The following is a 16592-nucleotide window of genomic DNA, read 5'->3' as shown; positions in this document are numbered from 1 at the left end:
GCCCTCATTCGATGATGTTGCCGCGCAGCATGAAGCGCGCATATGCCACGGTCGAGACGAAGCCAAGCATCGCGATGATCATGGCCGCTTCAAAGAAAATCTCGGTCCCTTTCGACAGGCCATAAAGGATCATCAGAGCAATCGTGTTGATGACCATTGTATCCAGGGCCAGAACCCGGGTCCCAACGCCGTCTGCGGTGATGATCCGCCACAGACACATCATGATCGCCGCGCCGAAACAGGCAAATGCAAAGTAGATTGCGTATTCGATCATTCGAAAATCTCCTTCAGGCGACGTTCATAGCGCTGCTTGATTTCGTCGCGCACCTGATCCGGGTTTGGTGCATCCAGGCAATGGACCAGCAGATTGTGCCCCTGTGCCGACAGGTCGCAACTGACGGTGCCGGGTGTCATCGTGATGGTGCCGGCCAGCACGGTTATGGCTTCGGGTGTCCGAAGCTCCAGTGGAATGCACACCCAGTTGGGCCGCCGGTCTTCATTGCGTTTGAACAGGACGATGCGGGCCACGGTCACATTCGCGACGACAATATCCCACAGCACTACGATCATGTACTCGGCGACCATTGGCCAGTTGCGCAGCTTGGGCCTGTCGGGCCAGTAGGGTTGTGTGACAAAGGGAATGATGATCCCAAGGATCAGGCCAAAGACCAGAGAATTCAGCGACGGCTTGTTCGCCAGCAGGATCCAGACGATCGTCAACAAAATGGTCAGGTGAGGGTGCGGAAATATCCGGTGTAGCAGTTTCATCATTCGGCCCCTCCCAATACGGCAGAGATGTAGTTTTCAGGCGCAAACAGCTGCTCTGCGGTTTGGCTTGTATATTCCAGCGCAGGGCCCGCGAACAATGTCAGCAGGATCAGGCCGGCTACTGCGCCGAAAACGGCGGTAAAGGCAAGACCCGGTTGCGGTTCCGGTGCGACCGGTTCAGGGGCAGCCTCGTTTTCCGCGGGCATCTCTATTGGAACAGCCTGAGTGTCGTGGCTTTTCCAGAAGATCAATGTCCCGGCTCTGGCCAGCCCGATAATTGTGACGAAAGAGCTGATCAGAATCACGGCCCAGACCATCGTGGCATCGGAAGCATCGCGCGAGGCGTCCAGCACAAGCAGCTTGCCAATAAAGCCGGACAAGGGCGGCATTCCCGCCATTGCAATCGCCCCCACGAAGAACAGTGCAGACACCAGCCCGCTTTGCGGCATGGGGGGCGTTGGTGCGATGGCCCCGCCCCGCCGCGCCATCACCAGATCGGCAACCAGGAACAGTAGGGCTGTCGCCAGTGTCGAATGGAACACATAGTACAGCGCTGCGGCTGTCGCATCAGGCGTGAATTGCGAGATTGCGATCAACAGGGTGCCCATGGATGCAATCGCGCAGAACGCCACCATGCGGGCGATATGTTTTGACCCCAGAATGCCGATAGTCCCGACAGCCAAAGTGACAAGTGCAGCAGGTTGCAACCACTCACCCGCCAGACCCTCTGTCGCTGCGACATCAGGGCCAAAGGCCAGTGTGAACATCCGCAGAATCGAGTAAGCCCCGACCTTGGTCATGATTGCAAACAGGGCCGCAACGGGCATTGGCGCATTGGCATAGCTGGCAGGTAGCCAGAAATGCAGGGGCAGAACGGCGGCCTTGATGCAAAAGACCAGCAGCAAAAGGACCGCGCCAACCCGCAACAATGCCGTATCCTCGGCCGGGATTTCGGCAACCCTTATGGCGATATCCGCCATGTTCAGTGTCCCGGTCACACCATAGATCGTGCCCAACGCAAACAGGAACAAGGTCGATCCCAACAGGTTGTAAGCCACATATTGCACACCCGCCTTCAACCGTACCGCACCGCCACCATGGGTCATCAGACCGTAAGAGGCGATCAGCAGAACTTCAAAAAACACGAAAAGGTTAAAGGCATCTCCGGTCAGAAATGCGCCGCAGACACCCATAAGCTGAAAATGGAACAGGGCGTGGAAGTGTTTGCCCCTATCATCCCAGCCCGAAGCTATTGCATAGAGGACAATCGGTAAGGCCAGCAGCGCGGTTAGTAGAACCATCATGGCCGACATTCGATCCAGTACCATGACAATGCCAAACGGGGCGGGCCAGTTTCCAAGCTCGTAAACCTGAATATCTCCGCCCGAAGCCTGCGCCGTGATTGTCAGCGCAATCCCAAGCAAGGCCACAACACCGGCAACGGAAAAGATGCGCTGCAGATCCAGATGGTATCGCAGGACCATGATGCTAAACGGAGCCAGGATCGCGGGCAGGACGATCGGCGCAACGATCCAGTGGTTCATGCGTCTTCTCCCGCGGCATCCACGCTGTCCTGCGCTGTCATGTCGATATGGTCATCCTTGGAGGACAGGTACGCGCTGAGCGAAATCATCACGATCACCGCGGTCATTCCAAAGGAAATTACAATCGCGGTCAGCACCAGCGCCTGTGGCAGAGGATCGGTATAAGCGACGTCCTTGTATTTGTTCAGAACCGGCGGGGCGTTCAGCGCAAGGCGCCCGGTCGCGAACAGGAACACGTTGACCGCGTAAGTAATCAGCGACAAGCCCAGAATGACAGGGAACGTCCGGCGGCGCAGGATAAGGAATATTCCGGCTGCGGTCAAGATACCGACGGCAGAGGCTACGAGCGCTTCCATCAGGCCTGCTCCTTCTCTTGTTCTTGTTCCGGTGGAGAGTCCCGCAGGGGATTGATATCCATCGGAAATTCCTGTGCCATTCCGGGTTGCCATGCAAAGCGGGACAGGCTGTCGAGCGCCAGCATGACCGCGCCCAGAACCGCAAGGAACACGCCCGTGTCAAACAGCATGGCGGTGGCCCATTCGAATTCCTCAAGCGGGGGCCAGTGGAGGTAGCCGAAGTCGCTGGTCAAGAAGGGGCGTTCATTGAACCAGGCGCCCAGACCCGTTGCTGCGGCGATCAGAACGCCCCAGCCAATGGTGCCGTGGTAATAAAACCGCTGCCGTTCAATCGCCCAAGTATAGCCGCTGGCCATGTATTGCATCAGATAGGCGATGGCGACGATCAGCCCGGCGATAAATCCGCCGCCTGGCTGGTTGTGCCCACGGAAGAAAATATAAGCCCCGACCATCAGCGCAATCGGCATCATCACGCGGGTCGCCACAACCATCATCAGCGGGTGTGAATCACCGGACTGTGGCCAGTGCGGTTTGCGATTCAGCAGGTAACTGCGGACATTGGTGCTTAGCACGGATTCCGTCAGCGCAAAGATAATCAGCGCGGCAATGCCCAGCACGATGATCTCGCCAAACGTATCAAAACCCCGGAAGTCGACGAGGATCACGTTGACCACATTGGTGCCGCCACCGCCCTTGTAGGAATTGGCCAGATGGAATTCTGAAATCGTTGGGAATGCAAAATCGCGCATCATCATGGCGTAAACCAGCGCGCCAGTACCAAGACCGGCAATGACGGAAATCGCGGCATCCCGCCATCGCCGTGCCGCGCTGCTGTCCCACGGTGTCTCGGTCGGCAGGAAGTTCAGCGACAGCAACAAAAGGATCATTGTCACCACCTCGACCGAGATTTGCGTCAGGGCAAGATCTGGGGCCGAGAGATAGTTGAAGGCAACCGAAACGATCAGGCCGACGACACCGATCAGCACCAGCGACAACAGGCGATTCCGATGGAACCACATGATGCCCAGCGTTGCGCCCACCAGACAGATCCAGCCGATGATCGGAATGATCTGCGCTGGCAGCGGAACGCGGGTTTCCACACCGATGGTTCCCGTCGAATAGGCGTAATAACCAAGGCCCACGGTGAAGGCCACGAAGATGATCGCATAGCGGCTGAGAACACCGTTATGCATCTCATCGGTGATCCAGCGGCTTAGCCTGGTCAGCGCGTCGATGATCGCCTCAAAGATTACCTTGGCCTCGGGCCGGGGCAGGGCATTCCAGACCTGCTCGCCGCGTTTGTGCAGCGCCAGCAGGAACAGGCCACCCAATGTCGCAACAACCGACATGTAAAGTGCGGGCGTGAAGCCATGCCACAGTTTGAGCGAGTAATACGGCAGCTTCTCGCCGCCTATCACCGCGCTGGTAACCACGGCGATCAGCGGGCCAACGAGTGCTGCGGAATTCAGCCCGATCAGGACGACCAGCACCACCAGCAATGCGGGTGCCAGCCACAGCCCAACAGGCGGATCATGCGGATGGGTGGGATAGTCTTCGCGCTGGGCTCCAAGGAAAACATGGCTGACGAAGCGGAAAGAATAAGCGGCCGAAAACAGCGCTGCCAAAAGTGCCAGCCCCGGAACCAGATAATGTGAATGCAACCAGGTGGTATGCACAGTCTCTTCCAGCATCATCTCTTTCGACAAAAAGCCATTCAGCGGCGGCAGACCCGCCATGGAAAGGGCTGCGATGGTGCCGATGGTAAAGGTGATCGGCATCAGGTGGCGCAGGCCACCCAGCCGTTTCAGGTTCCGCGTACCGGTCTCGTGATCCACGATTCCGGCGGTCATGAACAGGGCGGCCTTGAAGGTTGCATGGTTGATGATGTGGAAAATGGCGGCCACGGCGGCAATTTTAGTGCCAAAGCCCAACAGCATGGTGATCAGGCCCAGATGGGATACGGTCGAAAAGGCCAGCAGCGCCTTCAGGTCATCTTTGAACAGCGCGATGACCGCACCCAGCAGCATGGTGATCAGACCAGTTGTGGCCACGATGTAGAACCAGGCATCTGTTCCCGCCAGAACCGGCCACATCCGCGCCATCAGGAACAGACCGGCCTTCACCATGGTGGCCGAATGCAGATAGGCCGATACCGGCGTCGGCGCGGCCATGGCATGGGGCAGCCAGAAGTGAAACGGGAACTGTGCCGACTTGGTGAAAGCGCCCAGCAGGATCAGGATCAACGCCGGCAGGTAGTAGGGGGACGCCTGTATCAGCGCCTTGTTCTGCAAAATGACACTCAGGTCATAAGATCCAACGATATTGCCGAGGATCAGCATCCCGGCGATCATCGCCAACCCGCCCGAGCCGGTGACGGCCAAAGCCATGCGCGCGCCCTGTCGGCCATCGGGCAGATGTTTCCAATAGCCGATCAACAGGAATGAGCTGAGCGATGTAAGTTCCCAGAAAACAATCAAAAGTAGGATGTTGTCGGACAGGACAATACCAACCATCGCCCCCTGAAACAGCAGCAGGTAGGTATAGAACTGTCCCATCGGATCTTCGCGCGACAGGTAGAACCGTGCGTAGAGAATGATGAGCAATCCAATGACAAGGATCAGCAAAGCGAAAAGAAATCCCAGCCCGTCCAGCATGAAATTCGCGTTCAGGCCCAATCTCGGTATCCAATCAAACCGGGCGGTCACGACGTCTCCACGCATGACCGAAGGGATGTGGATCAGCAGCCCCATCAGGGCCAGAAATGTGGTCAACCCGGCTGCGGACGCGGCGGCATTTCGGCCCGCGCGGATCAGCAGTGCGGGAAATACAGCACCAAGGAAGGGAAGGGCCGCAATAAGGAATAGGGACAAGTGCGATACTCCGGTCTGGGCGGTCAGGGTGAGGTCAATTTTGTAAGGATATTTTGCCGACTGTCCAGAGATGGCAACTTTTTTGCCGGGCTCCAATGGATCACCAATGCATTGGTGGCATTGCGCATTAATGACGCGATCTTGATCTGCAAGCTGTGTTTCACCGCGCAACTTGCTGTCTGGTTGTGATAGAACCAGCGTCAGCGAACAGGAGGCTGAGGTGTGGCCGAAAAAATGAAACGATCCCGACGGTGGCTATTGATTGGTGGCGGTGCCGCGATTGCTGCCGGGTTTGCGATCAGGCAATACAGACTGATCCCCGAGGATCACAGCGGCGGCCGGATCAGTGTGGCGGACGCCCATGAGCAGGCTGTGGACGGGCGCGTTCTGCTGGTTGATATCCGCACACCGCGCGAGTGGCGCGCCTCGGGAATTGGCGAGGGCGCGGTACCGCTGGATATGCGGCGCGAGGATTTCGTCGACGTTCTGACACAAATGACCGGTGGTGATCAGGCTGTTCCCGTGGCGCTGATTTGCGCCCGAGGGGTGCGGTCCGCGCGCCTCAGCAATCGTTTGATTGAAGCCGGATTCACAAATATCATCGACGTGCCCGAGGGTATGCTGGGCTCGGCGGCCGGGCCAGGATGGGTAAGGGCCGGTTTGCCGGTTCGCAGATTCATTGAGGATGCGGGATGATCAGGGAAATCAGTCTTGCAGCAATCTTTGCCTTTGTCGCGCAAACGGTCCAGGCGGGCTGCGCCGATCAACAGAGCGTTTGCGAGACGCCGATGGGCGCGTATCACATCGAATTGCCCGACGCAGAAAACCCGCCATTGGTGGTGTTCCTGCACGGGTATGGCGGCAGTGGTTCAGGCACGATGCGAAATCGCGGGATGGTCGAACCTCTGCTGGCGCGGGGTTATGCTGTCATGGCTCCGGAGGGCTTGGAGAGGCCCGACCGTGGTGGCACTAAAAGCTGGAATTTCTATCCCGGTTTTGGCGAACGGGATGAAACCGCCTTTCTGTCTGAAGTGGTTCAGGACGCGGTAAACCGCTTTGGTATCGACACCGACCGGGTCATGCTGGGCGGGTTTTCGGCTGGTGGTTTTATGGTCAACTATCTGGCCTGCAAGGCACCCGAGACATTTTCGGCATATGTTCCGGTGTCCGGAGGATTCTGGCGGCCGCACCCAGAAACCTGCAAGGGTCCGATCCGGATGTTGCATACCCACGGCTGGACCGACAACGTGGTTCCGCTTGAGGGGCGCTTGCTGGGCGGTGGCCGGTTTCAGCAGGGGGACATCTATGCCGGGCTCGAAATCTGGCGCGAGGCAAATGGCTGCGTCGATCACAAACCGGCTGGGTTCAGCACAACAGGAAAATTCATGCGCCGCCGCTGGACTGCCTGTACCAAAGGCAGCGCGCTGGAGTTTGCCTTGTTTCCGGGCGGTCATACAGTTCCAGCCGGTTGGGCCGATATGGTCGTGGATTGGTACGAAGGGCTTCCAGGCAGTTGATCACTCTGCCGGGGTCATCTTGATCTTACCTTCAATCAGTTGTTTCAGCTCGGCCCGGTAACGGCGGGCCGACCGGGTGATGGAAGGTTCGCGGAAATCCTCGCGCATCCCGACCATCCGGCGTGCGGCACCGGCCGAAACACCGCTGAGTGCTGATAGTGGGATGGCCAAAGCGAGACTGATGGCGATCGGAGCCAGCCAAATCGAGACCAGCCCGGACAGGATACCAACACTCAAGGCCATGCCACTGACGGTTTCCAATGCGTGACACAGGATCAGCGTGCGCAATCCGTAACTACCACCGTCGCGTGATTGAGGCGACCAGCCCCGCTGAATGCCAAGCGCTGTCCGGAACACGGCGATCATCTGTTGCACCATCAGGATTGGCGCATACAGGATCGACAGAATGACCTCGGCAAGAAACGAGGTCAGGAACTTGAGGCCGCCTCCGAATTCGGAGTAGCGCACACCGCTTAACGGCAAAGCCAGAACTCCCAGCACCTTGGGTGCCAGCAGCATTGCATACATCACGAGAATGATCAGAACGTGCCGGGTTTCAGACATTTCCGGCCATTGCGGGAACAGCGGATTATCGGGGCTGAAGTAGTGCAGGACAGACGCGTCTTTGCCCTGACCGATCAGTGCCCACATCAACAGCAGCGCAAACCACAGCGGTGACATCAAGTACCCAACGGCACCATGGAACATGTGAAAACGCGAGACGGCCCGGAATCCGGTCGAGCCCAGCAGTTTCAGGTGTTGCAGGTTGCCCTGGCACCAACGCCGATCCCGCATCGCATGATCGATCAGTGTGGGGGGTGTTTCCTCGTAAGATCCCCGAATGCGTGGCAGGAACCGCACCGCCCATCCGGCACGGCGCAGCAATCCGGCCTCGACGAAATCATGGCTCATGATCAGCTTGTCCTGACCATTGAGCGCACGCAGCTTGGGCAGTCCGGCACTGGTGGCGAAAGCCTTGGTGCGGATAATTGCGTTGTGGCCCCAATAATTGCCCTCTTGCCCGCACCAGCGCGCCAATCCTTCGGCAAAGGCGATGCCATAGACTCCATTTGCAAATTGTTGCATCCGGGCAAAAACCGATTGCGCGCCGATCAGTTGCGGATAGCTCTGGATCAGCCCGGCACCGGGATCACGCGCCAGCGCATCGGTCAGCCGAAGTATGGCGCGACCTGTCATCAGGCTGTCCGCATCCAGAACCAGCATCGCGTCCCAATCTGCGCCCCAGCGACTGACCCAGTCGGCGATGTTACCCACCTTGCGGTCGGTGTTTAGCTCGCGACGGCGGTAATACAACTCCAGCCCCGGGGCGAGCGTGGTGCGCAGGGCTTCGACGCTGGCCTGTTCCTGCGCCGCGATTTCAGGATCGCGCGTGTCGGACAGGATGAACATGGCATAGTGATGCTGCCCACCGCGTGCCTGCAAATCCTCAAGCATGGTGCGGGCGTTGCCCAGCACGTTCCATGGCACTTCGTTGTATACCGGTGTCAAAAGGGCTACGCGCAGGGGCTGTGCTGTGCGCTTGCGCTGCGGACGATCCTGTCGCGACAGCGACACCATACCCAGCAGAACGGTGCAGACCGTGAATGAAATCCAAAAGAAGTTGAACGAGATAAGCGCCAACAGGATGCCCTCGATCAGATTGATCCCCTGGGCGCTGAACCAGTCGCTCATGATCCATAGCAGGCCCAATGTCGCCACCATCGCCGGTGAAAACGCAAGCGCGCGCCAAAATCCAGTCGCACCCGTGTCTGTGCCCGACGGGGCATCGGCATCGTGGAACCCTACGCTGAAATTCTGCGCGGGCATCGCCAGAGGTGCTTCAGGCGGCATGATATGCAGATCGCGGTTCATATGGTCCATCGGTAAAGCCACACCTCAGAGGCGGGCTGTTTGTCTTTCAGCAGCTGCGCGCGCAATTCAACATGATCGCGCTCTTCAGGTTGGAACGAAAACGCCAGACGCAACCCACCCGTATCCGGGTTGCGTTGCAGAACACCGTCCGAGGTTTCGGCATGAGGGGAATCCACGAAGACACTGATCGTCTCGATATCATCGAACAAGTCGCTGCCTTCGAAATCGACGACAACCAAACGCCCCTCACCAAAGGTATTTTCGCCCATGGCGGTGTTGGTCACCCGTGGCATCGGAGTGCGCTGAGGCTCCTCACCCCAGATCAGGCGATAGGACAGGTCAACCCTGCTACCTGCCGCGTAGGGTTCAGCCGGACGCCAATAGGCGACGATGTTGTCGTAGATTTCCTGATCTGCCGGTATCTCGACCAGTGTAACGGTGCCCTTGCCCCACTCTTCCTTAGGCTCGACCCACAGGCCCGGGCGTTTGTGATAATTCGCCTCAAGGTCGGCATAGTCCGAGAACTCGCGCTTACGCTGCATCAGCCCGAAGCCGCGCGGGTTAGTATCAACGAAGGAGGAAACCTGTAGGCGGGTTGGATTTGCCAAGGGACGCCAGAGAACCTCGCCCGCGCCATTGCGGATTAGCAACCCGTCACTGTCATGGACGGCCGGACGGAAATCGTCGAACCGGCTGTGGTTGGTCTGGTCGAACAGGAACATCGAGGTGCCCGGCGCTATGCCCACATGGGGCAGGTCATCACGCGGAAACAGCGTGGCCTCGACATCGATAATGCAATCCGCGCCCGCCGTGACATCGAACCGATAAGCACCGGTCACGCTGGGACTGTCCATAAGCGCATGTACAACCATATTCCGTTGGCCGGGCATGGGGCGTTCCAGCCAAAAACGGATAAACTCGGGGAATTCCTCACCATCTGGATCGCCGGTTTTCAGGGCCAGTCCGCGGGCCGACAGGCCATAAACCTCATGCAGGCCAATTGCGCGGAAATAGCTGGCGCCCTGCCAGACGCAGAATTCATCCGTTTTGCCGGGGCGGTGCATCTCGGTCCGCAGTCGCAGGCCTGAAAAACCCAGAGTCTCGTCGATGGGCAATTGCGGCACATCTTCGGATTTGTCGAACATCCCCAGATCGAAATCGACCGGTGTGGTCATGCCGTTTTCGACCGTTTCCACCTTGACGGTCCGGGGGAAATAAAGGCCCGGTGTGAAGAAATCGACGTTGAATGGCGTTTCGGTCTCGTACCACAGCGCCCGGTCCAGTCGAAAACGGATCGAGCGATATTGTTCGTAGGTCAGATCCTGCCATTCCTGAGGGACCATTTCGCGTTCCGCATAGGGACGGCTGGCAAGATCGCGGGCCAGTTCGATCACGTGGTCACGGTCAAATGGAACGGTGCCCCCGATCGCATAGGCCGATGGGGCAAAGGCCAAAGCTGTCGTCGAAACGAGGAATGCGCGACGGGTGAAATTCATCTCTTTAATTTCCAGGGTTGAGACTTGAACCAAGCTGCCAGATAAGCCACGCCAATGATCATGGCAAAGCCAATTATGTTGGCGACAAAGACGGTGGCAACATCCCGCCCAGCTTGATCGAGGGCAACGCCGATAAGTCGCGCTGCTGCCATGGAAAATACAAAGACTGCAAGGGATTGCTGGCCGACTTTGGTGATGACCGTCAGCAGGAACTGCCAGACACGCGCGCCTAAACCGTGACCCGTCGCTATCAGGCGGTGACCATGTTCGCCTGCCGCAACCCAGCCCAGATAGGCCAGTGACAGGAAATGGACATACCTCAGCAGGCCAAACTCGGTCTTGCCGCGCAACTCTTCGGTCAATGGCCAGCTTTTGCGGATCACAGCGCCCAGCTCAGGTGCAGCAGTGTTAACCCAGATAAAGACTTTCCACGATCCGAATGGTGCTGAAAGGATCAGGAACAAGGCAGCCGCCCAGACCAGGGTTTTCGATACCGGTGGAGCGGGAATCCAGCCGCGCATCAAGGCAAATCCGGTAAAGAACAGCAATTGCCAGCCAAACGGGTTGAAAAACCATTGCCGATCCGACCAAGGCTCGGCTGGAAGGGCCAGCGCACCGGTCTGGGTGATGCACCAGATGGTCACAGATGCAGCTGCCATCAGCCAGAAACTGATACGGTACAGCGCGATGTAGAGTGGCATCAGCGCCAGTACCACCAGATACATTGGCAGGATGTCAAAGTAGTTCGGTACATAAGTCAGGGTAAAGATTCCCACCATCTGAGGGGCGGGATCATCGAAGAAATGCTGAAGATTCAGCGACGAGACATAGGTTTTCTCGAACGCACCGGTCAAATCCAGCGCGGCCACTGTCATAGCGACGAAGAAGAACAGGGCAATATGGGCCCAATAAACCTGCCAGATGCGATAGGCCACACGGGCCGTGCCCATCCACCAGCCTTTGTGCAGGAACGCCCCGCCAAAGGCGATGGCCGAGGCCATGCCCGAACAGAACACGAAGATCTCGGTTGCGTCCGAGTACCCAAAGCGCGCCGGGATCCAATTGGCCCAGGGATCATTGGGAATGTGGGCGATCAGGATGATGAACATCGCGATGCCGCGATAGAAATCCAGTCGCGGGTCACGCGTGCGGGCGGGGGCCGCAGCCGGGGCTGCGACGGGTGCAAAATCAGCAGCGGGCGATATGGTCGCCATACGGTCTCTGTCCTTTTTGGTCGTCTTGTTATTCGGCGGGGACGCTTTGCATGTCTCCGCCGTCGCGGGCCGCATCAATCAGGGCGCGGCGCGCGATGGCATAATTGTCTTCTCCCCCGGCGCGCTTGGCGCGACGGTCGTCCAGAATGCGTTCAACCGCATCGAGACGACCGGCCCGAAGCCCGGAATCGATAGTAATGCGTTCAAATACATCACGTTGCGCGTGGCTGCCACCAGCCAGTTGCATCGAACCGCGCGCTGCCAACAGGTGATCAAATGCCGTGCCATAATGGCCGTCACCAAAGGCTTCAAGACCCATGGCGGCCGCGACACCGGGATCGGCCATACGGCGGGTGGTGTCGTCATTGGCGCGCGCTGCATCCTTGTTGAGGCGAGTCAGCATCTTGGCGGTGGCATCCGCGCGGTTGCCACCGGTCAGCGCCAGCAGATAATGCAGATCCGCAAAGATCAGGCAGCCGTCTTCGGTGCGTGCAGCACTCAGGTCAGCCAGTTCTTCCCAGCGATTCCCGACGTTTACGCCTTCTAGTTCAAGCCGCATCAGCAACGAGGTTCCGTTCGAGATGTCGCGGTAATCGTCGGTTTTGTCCTTGCGAACGTGGTTGTCATACAGATCCATCACCTGATCGACCTGACCAAGATCCAGATGCATCAGGGCCTTGTGCCACCAGACGTGATAGCGGAAGTTGTTGCAATGGGCCCAGGCCGCCTCGCGTCCGGCCAGCCAGTCAAGGCCCAGCTGCGCGTTGCCGGTCATTTCATGGACATGGGCCACCGCGTGCAGACCCCAGGCATCGTCGGACACCATCCAAAGCGCCTGACGTCCCGCGATTTCGGCCTTTTCATAAGCTCCGGTTTCTTCCAGCGCGAAGGAATGGCAGCCCAGCAGATAGCCCCGACCGGGATGATCGGGTTCATATGCAGGCATCACCCGTTCGATCGAACGGCGCATTCCGCCCGGATCGCCCAGAACGAAACGGGTCGCGTGGCTGAGTTTCATCGCCAACGTATCCTGCGGATGATCGCGCAGGACCGCTTCGAACTTTTGCACCGCCTGTGTCAGTTGGCCCGCCAGATACAGCCCCAAAGCATCGACAAACAACCGCTCGCGTGCCGAGACGGGCTGCTGTTTCATCGCAGCATTGGCAGCCGCCAAAGCCTCGACTGCAACCGCCATCATCTCGCGCCGACCGAGAAGGCCCATGAACAGGCCTTTCACGGCATGACCCAAAGCAAAATCGGGCTCAAGCTCCAGCACTTTGCTCAGATGTTGGGGCGTAACCGCGGCATGTGCCATGAACCCAAGCAGAACACCATTCCAGGCTTCGACAGCTTCAGGCTGCGCCAAGGTGTTCATCTGTCCAAAAACGTCTTGTTTCATACTTGGGTCCAATCTGATTGCGGTATTTGACACTGTTTGATGTAGCAGAGTGTGCGAGAGCGGCGTATCAGTATCGACCCCGCTCTCGAATTGGTGAAATGTCGTGTGTGAAAAAGTCGAAAAAATCCGCCGATTCAAAGGCATGTTTCAGCAACTTGCCGCCTAGTTGTGCAAGTGTTTCAATCGTCGAACGGGTTTTCAGCGTTTAACACCCAATCAGTATCGGCCCCGCAGGTGGGTGGTGCACTGCGATATGTTACAGGCGTACGTGACAGGTTAAGGGGATTCCCGATCAGGTTCACCTTACCGGGCTGGGTCTGCATCGAAATCTGCATATTTCGTGCTGCTACCTGTTCCGTATCAAAAACCTGATCCAGCGTCTGGACCGGACCCACGGGCACTTTCACGGCTTCAAGACCGGAAATTACGGATCGCGTATCCAGCCGTTGAACCGCCGGCCGAAGAATGGCGTTCAGCGCATCACGGTGTTCCAGTCGCGCTGGGTTGGTCACGAATCTGGGATCGTCGGCAAGTTCGGGTTGTCCCAGGAAATCGCACAGCTTTCTGAACTGGCCATCATTTCCAACCGCCAGAATGACATGCCCATCGGATGTCTCGTAAACGTCATAAGGCACGATGTTGGGGTGCCCGTTTCCGCGGCGTTGCGGAACGTTGCCAGAAGTCAGGTAATTGACGCCCTCGTTGATCAGCCATGCGATCTGAGAATCAACCAGTGCCAGATCGACCTGCTGACCTTCACCGGTCAGATCGCGGTGGCGCAGTGCGGCCAGAATACCAACGCTCGCATACATTCCGCACATCACATCAGCGATTCCAACCCCCACTTTCATAGGCGCGCCTTCCGGGTCGCCGGTAAGGGACATGATCCCTCCATAGCCTTGCGCCATCAGGTCATAGCCGGGCTTGCTGGCATTTGGTCCGGTTTGGCCGTAACCCGAGATCGAGCAGTAAACGAGGCTGGGGAAGTCCTGTGACAGGGTGGCATAATCCAGCCCGTATTTGGCCAGACCGCCAGGTTTGAAATTTTCGATCAGAATATCCGCGTGTGAGGCCAGCCGCCGGATTTCCGCCTGACCTTTCTTAGTCGCGATATCCAGTGCCACGGATTTCTTGTTTCGGTTCGCTGACATGAAATAGGCGCTCAGGTCCGAGCGGTTGCCGTCGGCATCGGTCACATAGGGCGGACCCCATTGCCGCGTGTCGTCTCCCCCGGTGGCAGGGTTCTCGATCTTGATGACACTGGCGCCCAGATCACCCAGCAACTGCGTGCAGGTCGGCCCGGCCAAGATACGGCTGAGGTCCAGAACCTTGACGCCCTTCAGCGGGCCCTCAGATGCGGCCATCATATCCTCCCCGGTCGATTTCAGCGGCGATGACGGTAAATGTCTCAGTCTTTACAGCAGCTTCAAGTGCTGCACGCAACTCTGCCCGGTTGCGGACGGTGTGGCCGTTCCCACCAAAAGCACGGCCCATGGTGGCGAAGTCATGGTGGCCGAAATCCACGCCATTCTTGCCCATCTGCCGCTGCCGCTGTTTCAACTCGATAAGGGCAAGGCTGGCATCTACGAAGACAAGAAAGATCGGATTGCCACCCATTTCAGCTGCCGTCGACAATTCCCCGGCGACCATCAAAAACCCGGCATCACCCGAAAAGCTGATCACCGGGCGGTCGGGCTCGGCCAGTTTCAGACCAATGGCCATTGGGACAGCGCAGCCCATGGTGCAGAGCGCCGAGGATTGGATCAGCCCACGTTCTTCGCTGCATTCCCACATCTGGCTCAGCAGAATGCGATGCGCGCCGCTGTCGGCGGTTGCCAGCGTTTCGGGGGGCAGGGTAGCGCGCGTTTCGGCGATGACCGCTGCGGGTCCCCAGTCCTCATCGGTGGGAAAGGCCTGTGCCAGAGCAGATTTGACCTGCGCGGGCTCACCACCCGGCCACGTTGCGCGGGCAGGGTTTCCCTTGGCAATGGCCTCCAGCGTCTCGCCCGTGTCGGCCACCAGATTAAGACCCGCCTGATGCATGTAGTGGTCATTGATCACCGCTGATATGTCGATGACACGTTTTTCTTCAGGGTCCCAGATTTCGCGCCAGCCGGGGCGCATTTCGATCGGGTCATAGCCCAGACACAGCACCAGATCGGCTTGTTCAACCAATGGGACAAGGTGCTTGTCTGCCAAAGGCGACAGGCCAGCGCCGCCCAAACACAAAGGGTGATCTTCGGGAACAACACCCTTGGCCTTGTAGGTGGTCACAAATGGAATTCCGAAATGTTCCAAAAACGCCTGCACCACACTGCGCGAGTCGTCATAGAGAACATCGAGACCGATAATGGCGATAGGTCGCTCGGCCTCAGCCACCCAGCGCCGGGCTTTTTCAAGGCATTCACCATTGGGGCTGACAGGCGCGACCTTGGCCAGGCGGCGGCGTTTTTTACCCGTCACCGGCGTGTCGGCGACCGAGATCGGGACATCAATATGAACCGGCCCCGGTCGCGGCTGCGTGGCCAGCGACACCGCCTTGTCTGCGATGATATCCGCACCCTTGGCCGTCAGGGTAAACGTGCCCTTGGTGATGGAACGGTAAACCTGGCTGTGGTCCATAACCTGATGGGTGTAGGTCAGCGCTTCGTCCGCATCGACACAACCGGTCAGAACGATCATCGGAACACGGTCCTGCAACGCATTGGCCACCACGTTGATGCCGTTCATCGCGCCGGGACCCAAAGTGGCGACCAGAATCGCAGGCGCGCCGTCGCGGTGATGCACGGCCTCGGCCATGAATCCGGCCGAGTTTTCATGTTTTGTCAGATGAAAGGTGATGCCCGCTTTCTCAAGCGCATCCACCAGTGTCAGCACCTCACCCCCCGGCATTCCAAACGCGTGGCGGCACCCCGCTTCGTACAGGCGTTGGGCCAGAAGATCGGCGGCGCGCGGCGTGGGGTCCTGCATCAGTCATGCTCCGAGATAACCGTTTCGAAGCAGATTGCGGAGGACGCCACCAGACGCAAGGCGGATCACGTCAGTGTGACTATTTGACTGCCTCTTCGGCGACGGATTGAAAGGCTGTATCCAATTCTGCGGCAATGTCCTGCAAGACTTGCCCGCCTTCCGCCATGTAAGGGGCAAACACGAAGCTGGGGGTCTTGTAAGACAGGGTTGCGGTCCCGTCCTCGTTCTCGGTGACGTAGAAACGGATCGGTGCTTCGATCATCGCATTGGTAGAGGTTTCCAGCACCCGCACCGCGTAATCGTTGTTGAACGCACCAATCACCAGATTGCCTGGAATGGTGATCCCGCGCGCCGCAGCAGCTTTGGTGGGGCCAGCCTGCGTCACCACAATTAGCCCGTTGTCCTTGATTGCAGCCTTGGTTGCATCGACCAGTTCCGAGTAGGTCTTGTCCGCAGGAAGCACGGCCCAACCGGTTGGGGCGTCTTGTGCCCAAACGGGTAAAGCGATCAGGCAGAGCAAGGGAATGAGGGCTTTCATTGTCACGTCTCCTGTATTGAGGTGCAACCTGTGTGCCAGACCTGAGCG

The 16592-nt window shown here is 58.3% G+C and carries 14 protein-coding genes; 2 read left to right on the top strand and 12 right to left on the bottom strand.

Annotation, left to right across the window (positions count from 1 at the left end; translation table 11 throughout):
• Positions 1-4 precede the first annotated feature (4 nt).
• Genes I9182_RS05370 through I9182_RS05350 form a run of 5 tightly spaced genes read right to left on the bottom strand, consistent with a single transcriptional unit; the run spans position 5 to position 5538 of the window.
• Positions 5-274 (bottom strand): K+/H+ antiporter subunit F, encoded by a 270-nt coding sequence (locus tag I9182_RS05370; RefSeq protein WP_209503286.1) that lies wholly within the window; start codon positions 272-274, stop codon positions 5-7.
• The gene (locus I9182_RS05365; protein WP_209504851.1) at positions 271-768 is read right to left on the bottom strand and encodes a Na+/H+ antiporter subunit E; all 498 of its coding nucleotides are present in this window, start codon (positions 766-768) and stop codon (positions 271-273) included. Before I9182_RS05365 ends, I9182_RS05370 begins: the two co-directional genes overlap by 4 nt.
• Positions 768-2312: a monovalent cation/H+ antiporter subunit D gene (locus I9182_RS05360; protein ID WP_209597045.1), complete on the bottom strand. Its 1545-nt coding sequence runs from the start codon at positions 2310-2312 to the stop codon at positions 768-770. The genes I9182_RS05365 and I9182_RS05360 overlap by 1 nt, the downstream gene beginning before the upstream one ends.
• On the bottom strand, positions 2309-2668 hold the full coding sequence (locus I9182_RS05355) for a Na+/H+ antiporter subunit C (protein WP_209503290.1): 360 nt from the start codon (positions 2666-2668) through the stop codon (positions 2309-2311). Before I9182_RS05355 ends, I9182_RS05360 begins: the two co-directional genes overlap by 4 nt.
• The gene (locus tag I9182_RS05350; protein ID WP_209503292.1) at positions 2668-5538 is read right to left on the bottom strand and encodes a monovalent cation/H+ antiporter subunit A; all 2871 of its coding nucleotides are present in this window, start codon (positions 5536-5538) and stop codon (positions 2668-2670) included. Before I9182_RS05350 ends, I9182_RS05355 begins: the two co-directional genes overlap by 1 nt.
• A gap of 234 nt (positions 5539-5772) precedes the next feature.
• Here I9182_RS05350 and I9182_RS05345 point away from each other — a divergent pair, with 234 nt between their 5' ends.
• On the top strand, positions 5773-6234 hold the full coding sequence (locus I9182_RS05345) for a rhodanese-like domain-containing protein (protein WP_209504852.1): 462 nt from the start codon (positions 5773-5775) through the stop codon (positions 6232-6234).
• Positions 6231-7055 carry an alpha/beta fold hydrolase gene (locus I9182_RS05340; protein WP_209597043.1) on the top strand — a complete coding sequence of 275 codons (825 nt, stop codon included), beginning with the start codon at positions 6231-6233 and terminating at the stop codon, positions 7053-7055. The genes I9182_RS05345 and I9182_RS05340 overlap by 4 nt, the downstream gene beginning before the upstream one ends.
• Here the strand turns inward: I9182_RS05340 and mdoH are convergent, their stop codons facing one another.
• The 7 genes from mdoH to I9182_RS05305 all read right to left on the bottom strand — a co-directional run bounded on the left by mdoH (position 7056) and on the right by I9182_RS05305 (position 16544).
• Positions 7056-8927, bottom strand: a complete 1872-nt coding sequence (gene mdoH / locus I9182_RS05335; RefSeq protein ID WP_209597573.1) for a glucans biosynthesis glucosyltransferase MdoH — start codon at positions 8925-8927, stop codon at positions 7056-7058.
• Positions 8924-10423, bottom strand: a complete 1500-nt coding sequence (locus tag I9182_RS05330; RefSeq protein ID WP_209597041.1) for a glucan biosynthesis protein G — start codon at positions 10421-10423, stop codon at positions 8924-8926. The genes mdoH and I9182_RS05330 overlap by 4 nt, the downstream gene beginning before the upstream one ends.
• Entirely contained in the window at positions 10420-11637 is a 1218-nt protein-coding gene (locus tag I9182_RS05325) for an OpgC domain-containing protein (protein WP_209597039.1), read from the bottom strand. Before I9182_RS05325 ends, I9182_RS05330 begins: the two co-directional genes overlap by 4 nt.
• 28 nt (positions 11638-11665) lie before the next feature.
• Complete coding sequence (locus tag I9182_RS05320) at positions 11666-13036, bottom strand: tetratricopeptide repeat protein (protein ID WP_209597037.1); 1371 nt, start codon at positions 13034-13036, stop codon at positions 11666-11668.
• Positions 13037-13215: 179 nt separating this feature from the next.
• Positions 13216-14400 (bottom strand): CaiB/BaiF CoA-transferase family protein, encoded by a 1185-nt coding sequence (locus tag I9182_RS05315; protein ID WP_209597035.1) that lies wholly within the window; start codon positions 14398-14400, stop codon positions 13216-13218.
• A complete protein-coding gene (locus tag I9182_RS05310; protein WP_209597033.1) occupies positions 14387-16006 on the bottom strand; it encodes a thiamine pyrophosphate-binding protein in 1620 nt (539 codons plus the stop codon). Before I9182_RS05310 ends, I9182_RS05315 begins: the two co-directional genes overlap by 14 nt.
• A gap of 79 nt (positions 16007-16085) precedes the next feature.
• A complete protein-coding gene (locus I9182_RS05305; RefSeq protein ID WP_209503305.1) occupies positions 16086-16544 on the bottom strand; it encodes a DUF302 domain-containing protein in 459 nt (152 codons plus the stop codon).
• Positions 16545-16592: the final 48 nt, after the last annotated feature.

It is taken from the genome of Ruegeria sp. HKCCSP351 (assembly GCF_017872535.1).
In the GTDB taxonomy this organism is placed as follows: Bacteria; Pseudomonadota; Alphaproteobacteria; order Rhodobacterales; family Rhodobacteraceae; genus Ruegeria.
This window is presented reverse-complemented; position numbering and strand designations above follow the sequence as displayed.

Excerpts from the sequence above, each read along its gene's own strand:
- I9182_RS05370 (WP_209503286.1), bottom strand. The coding sequence starts at position 274 with ATGATCGAATACGCAATCTACTTTGCATTTGCCTGTTTCGGCGCGGCG.
- I9182_RS05365 (WP_209504851.1), bottom strand. The coding sequence starts at position 768 with ATGAAACTGCTACACCGGATATTTCCGCACCCTCACCTGACCATTTTG.
- I9182_RS05360 (WP_209597045.1), bottom strand. The coding sequence starts at position 2,312 with ATGAACCACTGGATCGTTGCGCCGATCGTCCTGCCCGCGATCCTGGCT.
- I9182_RS05355 (WP_209503290.1), bottom strand. The coding sequence starts at position 2,668 with ATGGAAGCGCTCGTAGCCTCTGCCGTCGGTATCTTGACCGCAGCCGGA.
- I9182_RS05345 (WP_209504852.1), top strand. The coding sequence starts at position 5,773 with ATGAAACGATCCCGACGGTGGCTATTGATTGGTGGCGGTGCCGCGATT.
- I9182_RS05340 (WP_209597043.1), top strand. The coding sequence starts at position 6,231 with ATGATCAGGGAAATCAGTCTTGCAGCAATCTTTGCCTTTGTCGCGCAA.
- mdoH (WP_209597573.1), bottom strand. The coding sequence starts at position 8,927 with ATGAACCGCGATCTGCATATCATGCCGCCTGAAGCACCTCTGGCGATG.
- I9182_RS05330 (WP_209597041.1), bottom strand. The coding sequence starts at position 10,423 with ATGAATTTCACCCGTCGCGCATTCCTCGTTTCGACGACAGCTTTGGCC.
- I9182_RS05325 (WP_209597039.1), bottom strand. The coding sequence starts at position 11,637 with ATGGCGACCATATCGCCCGCTGCTGATTTTGCACCCGTCGCAGCCCCG.
- I9182_RS05320 (WP_209597037.1), bottom strand. The coding sequence starts at position 13,036 with ATGAAACAAGACGTTTTTGGACAGATGAACACCTTGGCGCAGCCTGAA.
- I9182_RS05315 (WP_209597035.1), bottom strand. The coding sequence starts at position 14,400 with ATGGCCGCATCTGAGGGCCCGCTGAAGGGCGTCAAGGTTCTGGACCTC.
- I9182_RS05310 (WP_209597033.1), bottom strand. The coding sequence starts at position 16,006 with ATGCAGGACCCCACGCCGCGCGCCGCCGATCTTCTGGCCCAACGCCTG.
- I9182_RS05305 (WP_209503305.1), bottom strand. The coding sequence starts at position 16,544 with ATGAAAGCCCTCATTCCCTTGCTCTGCCTGATCGCTTTACCCGTTTGG.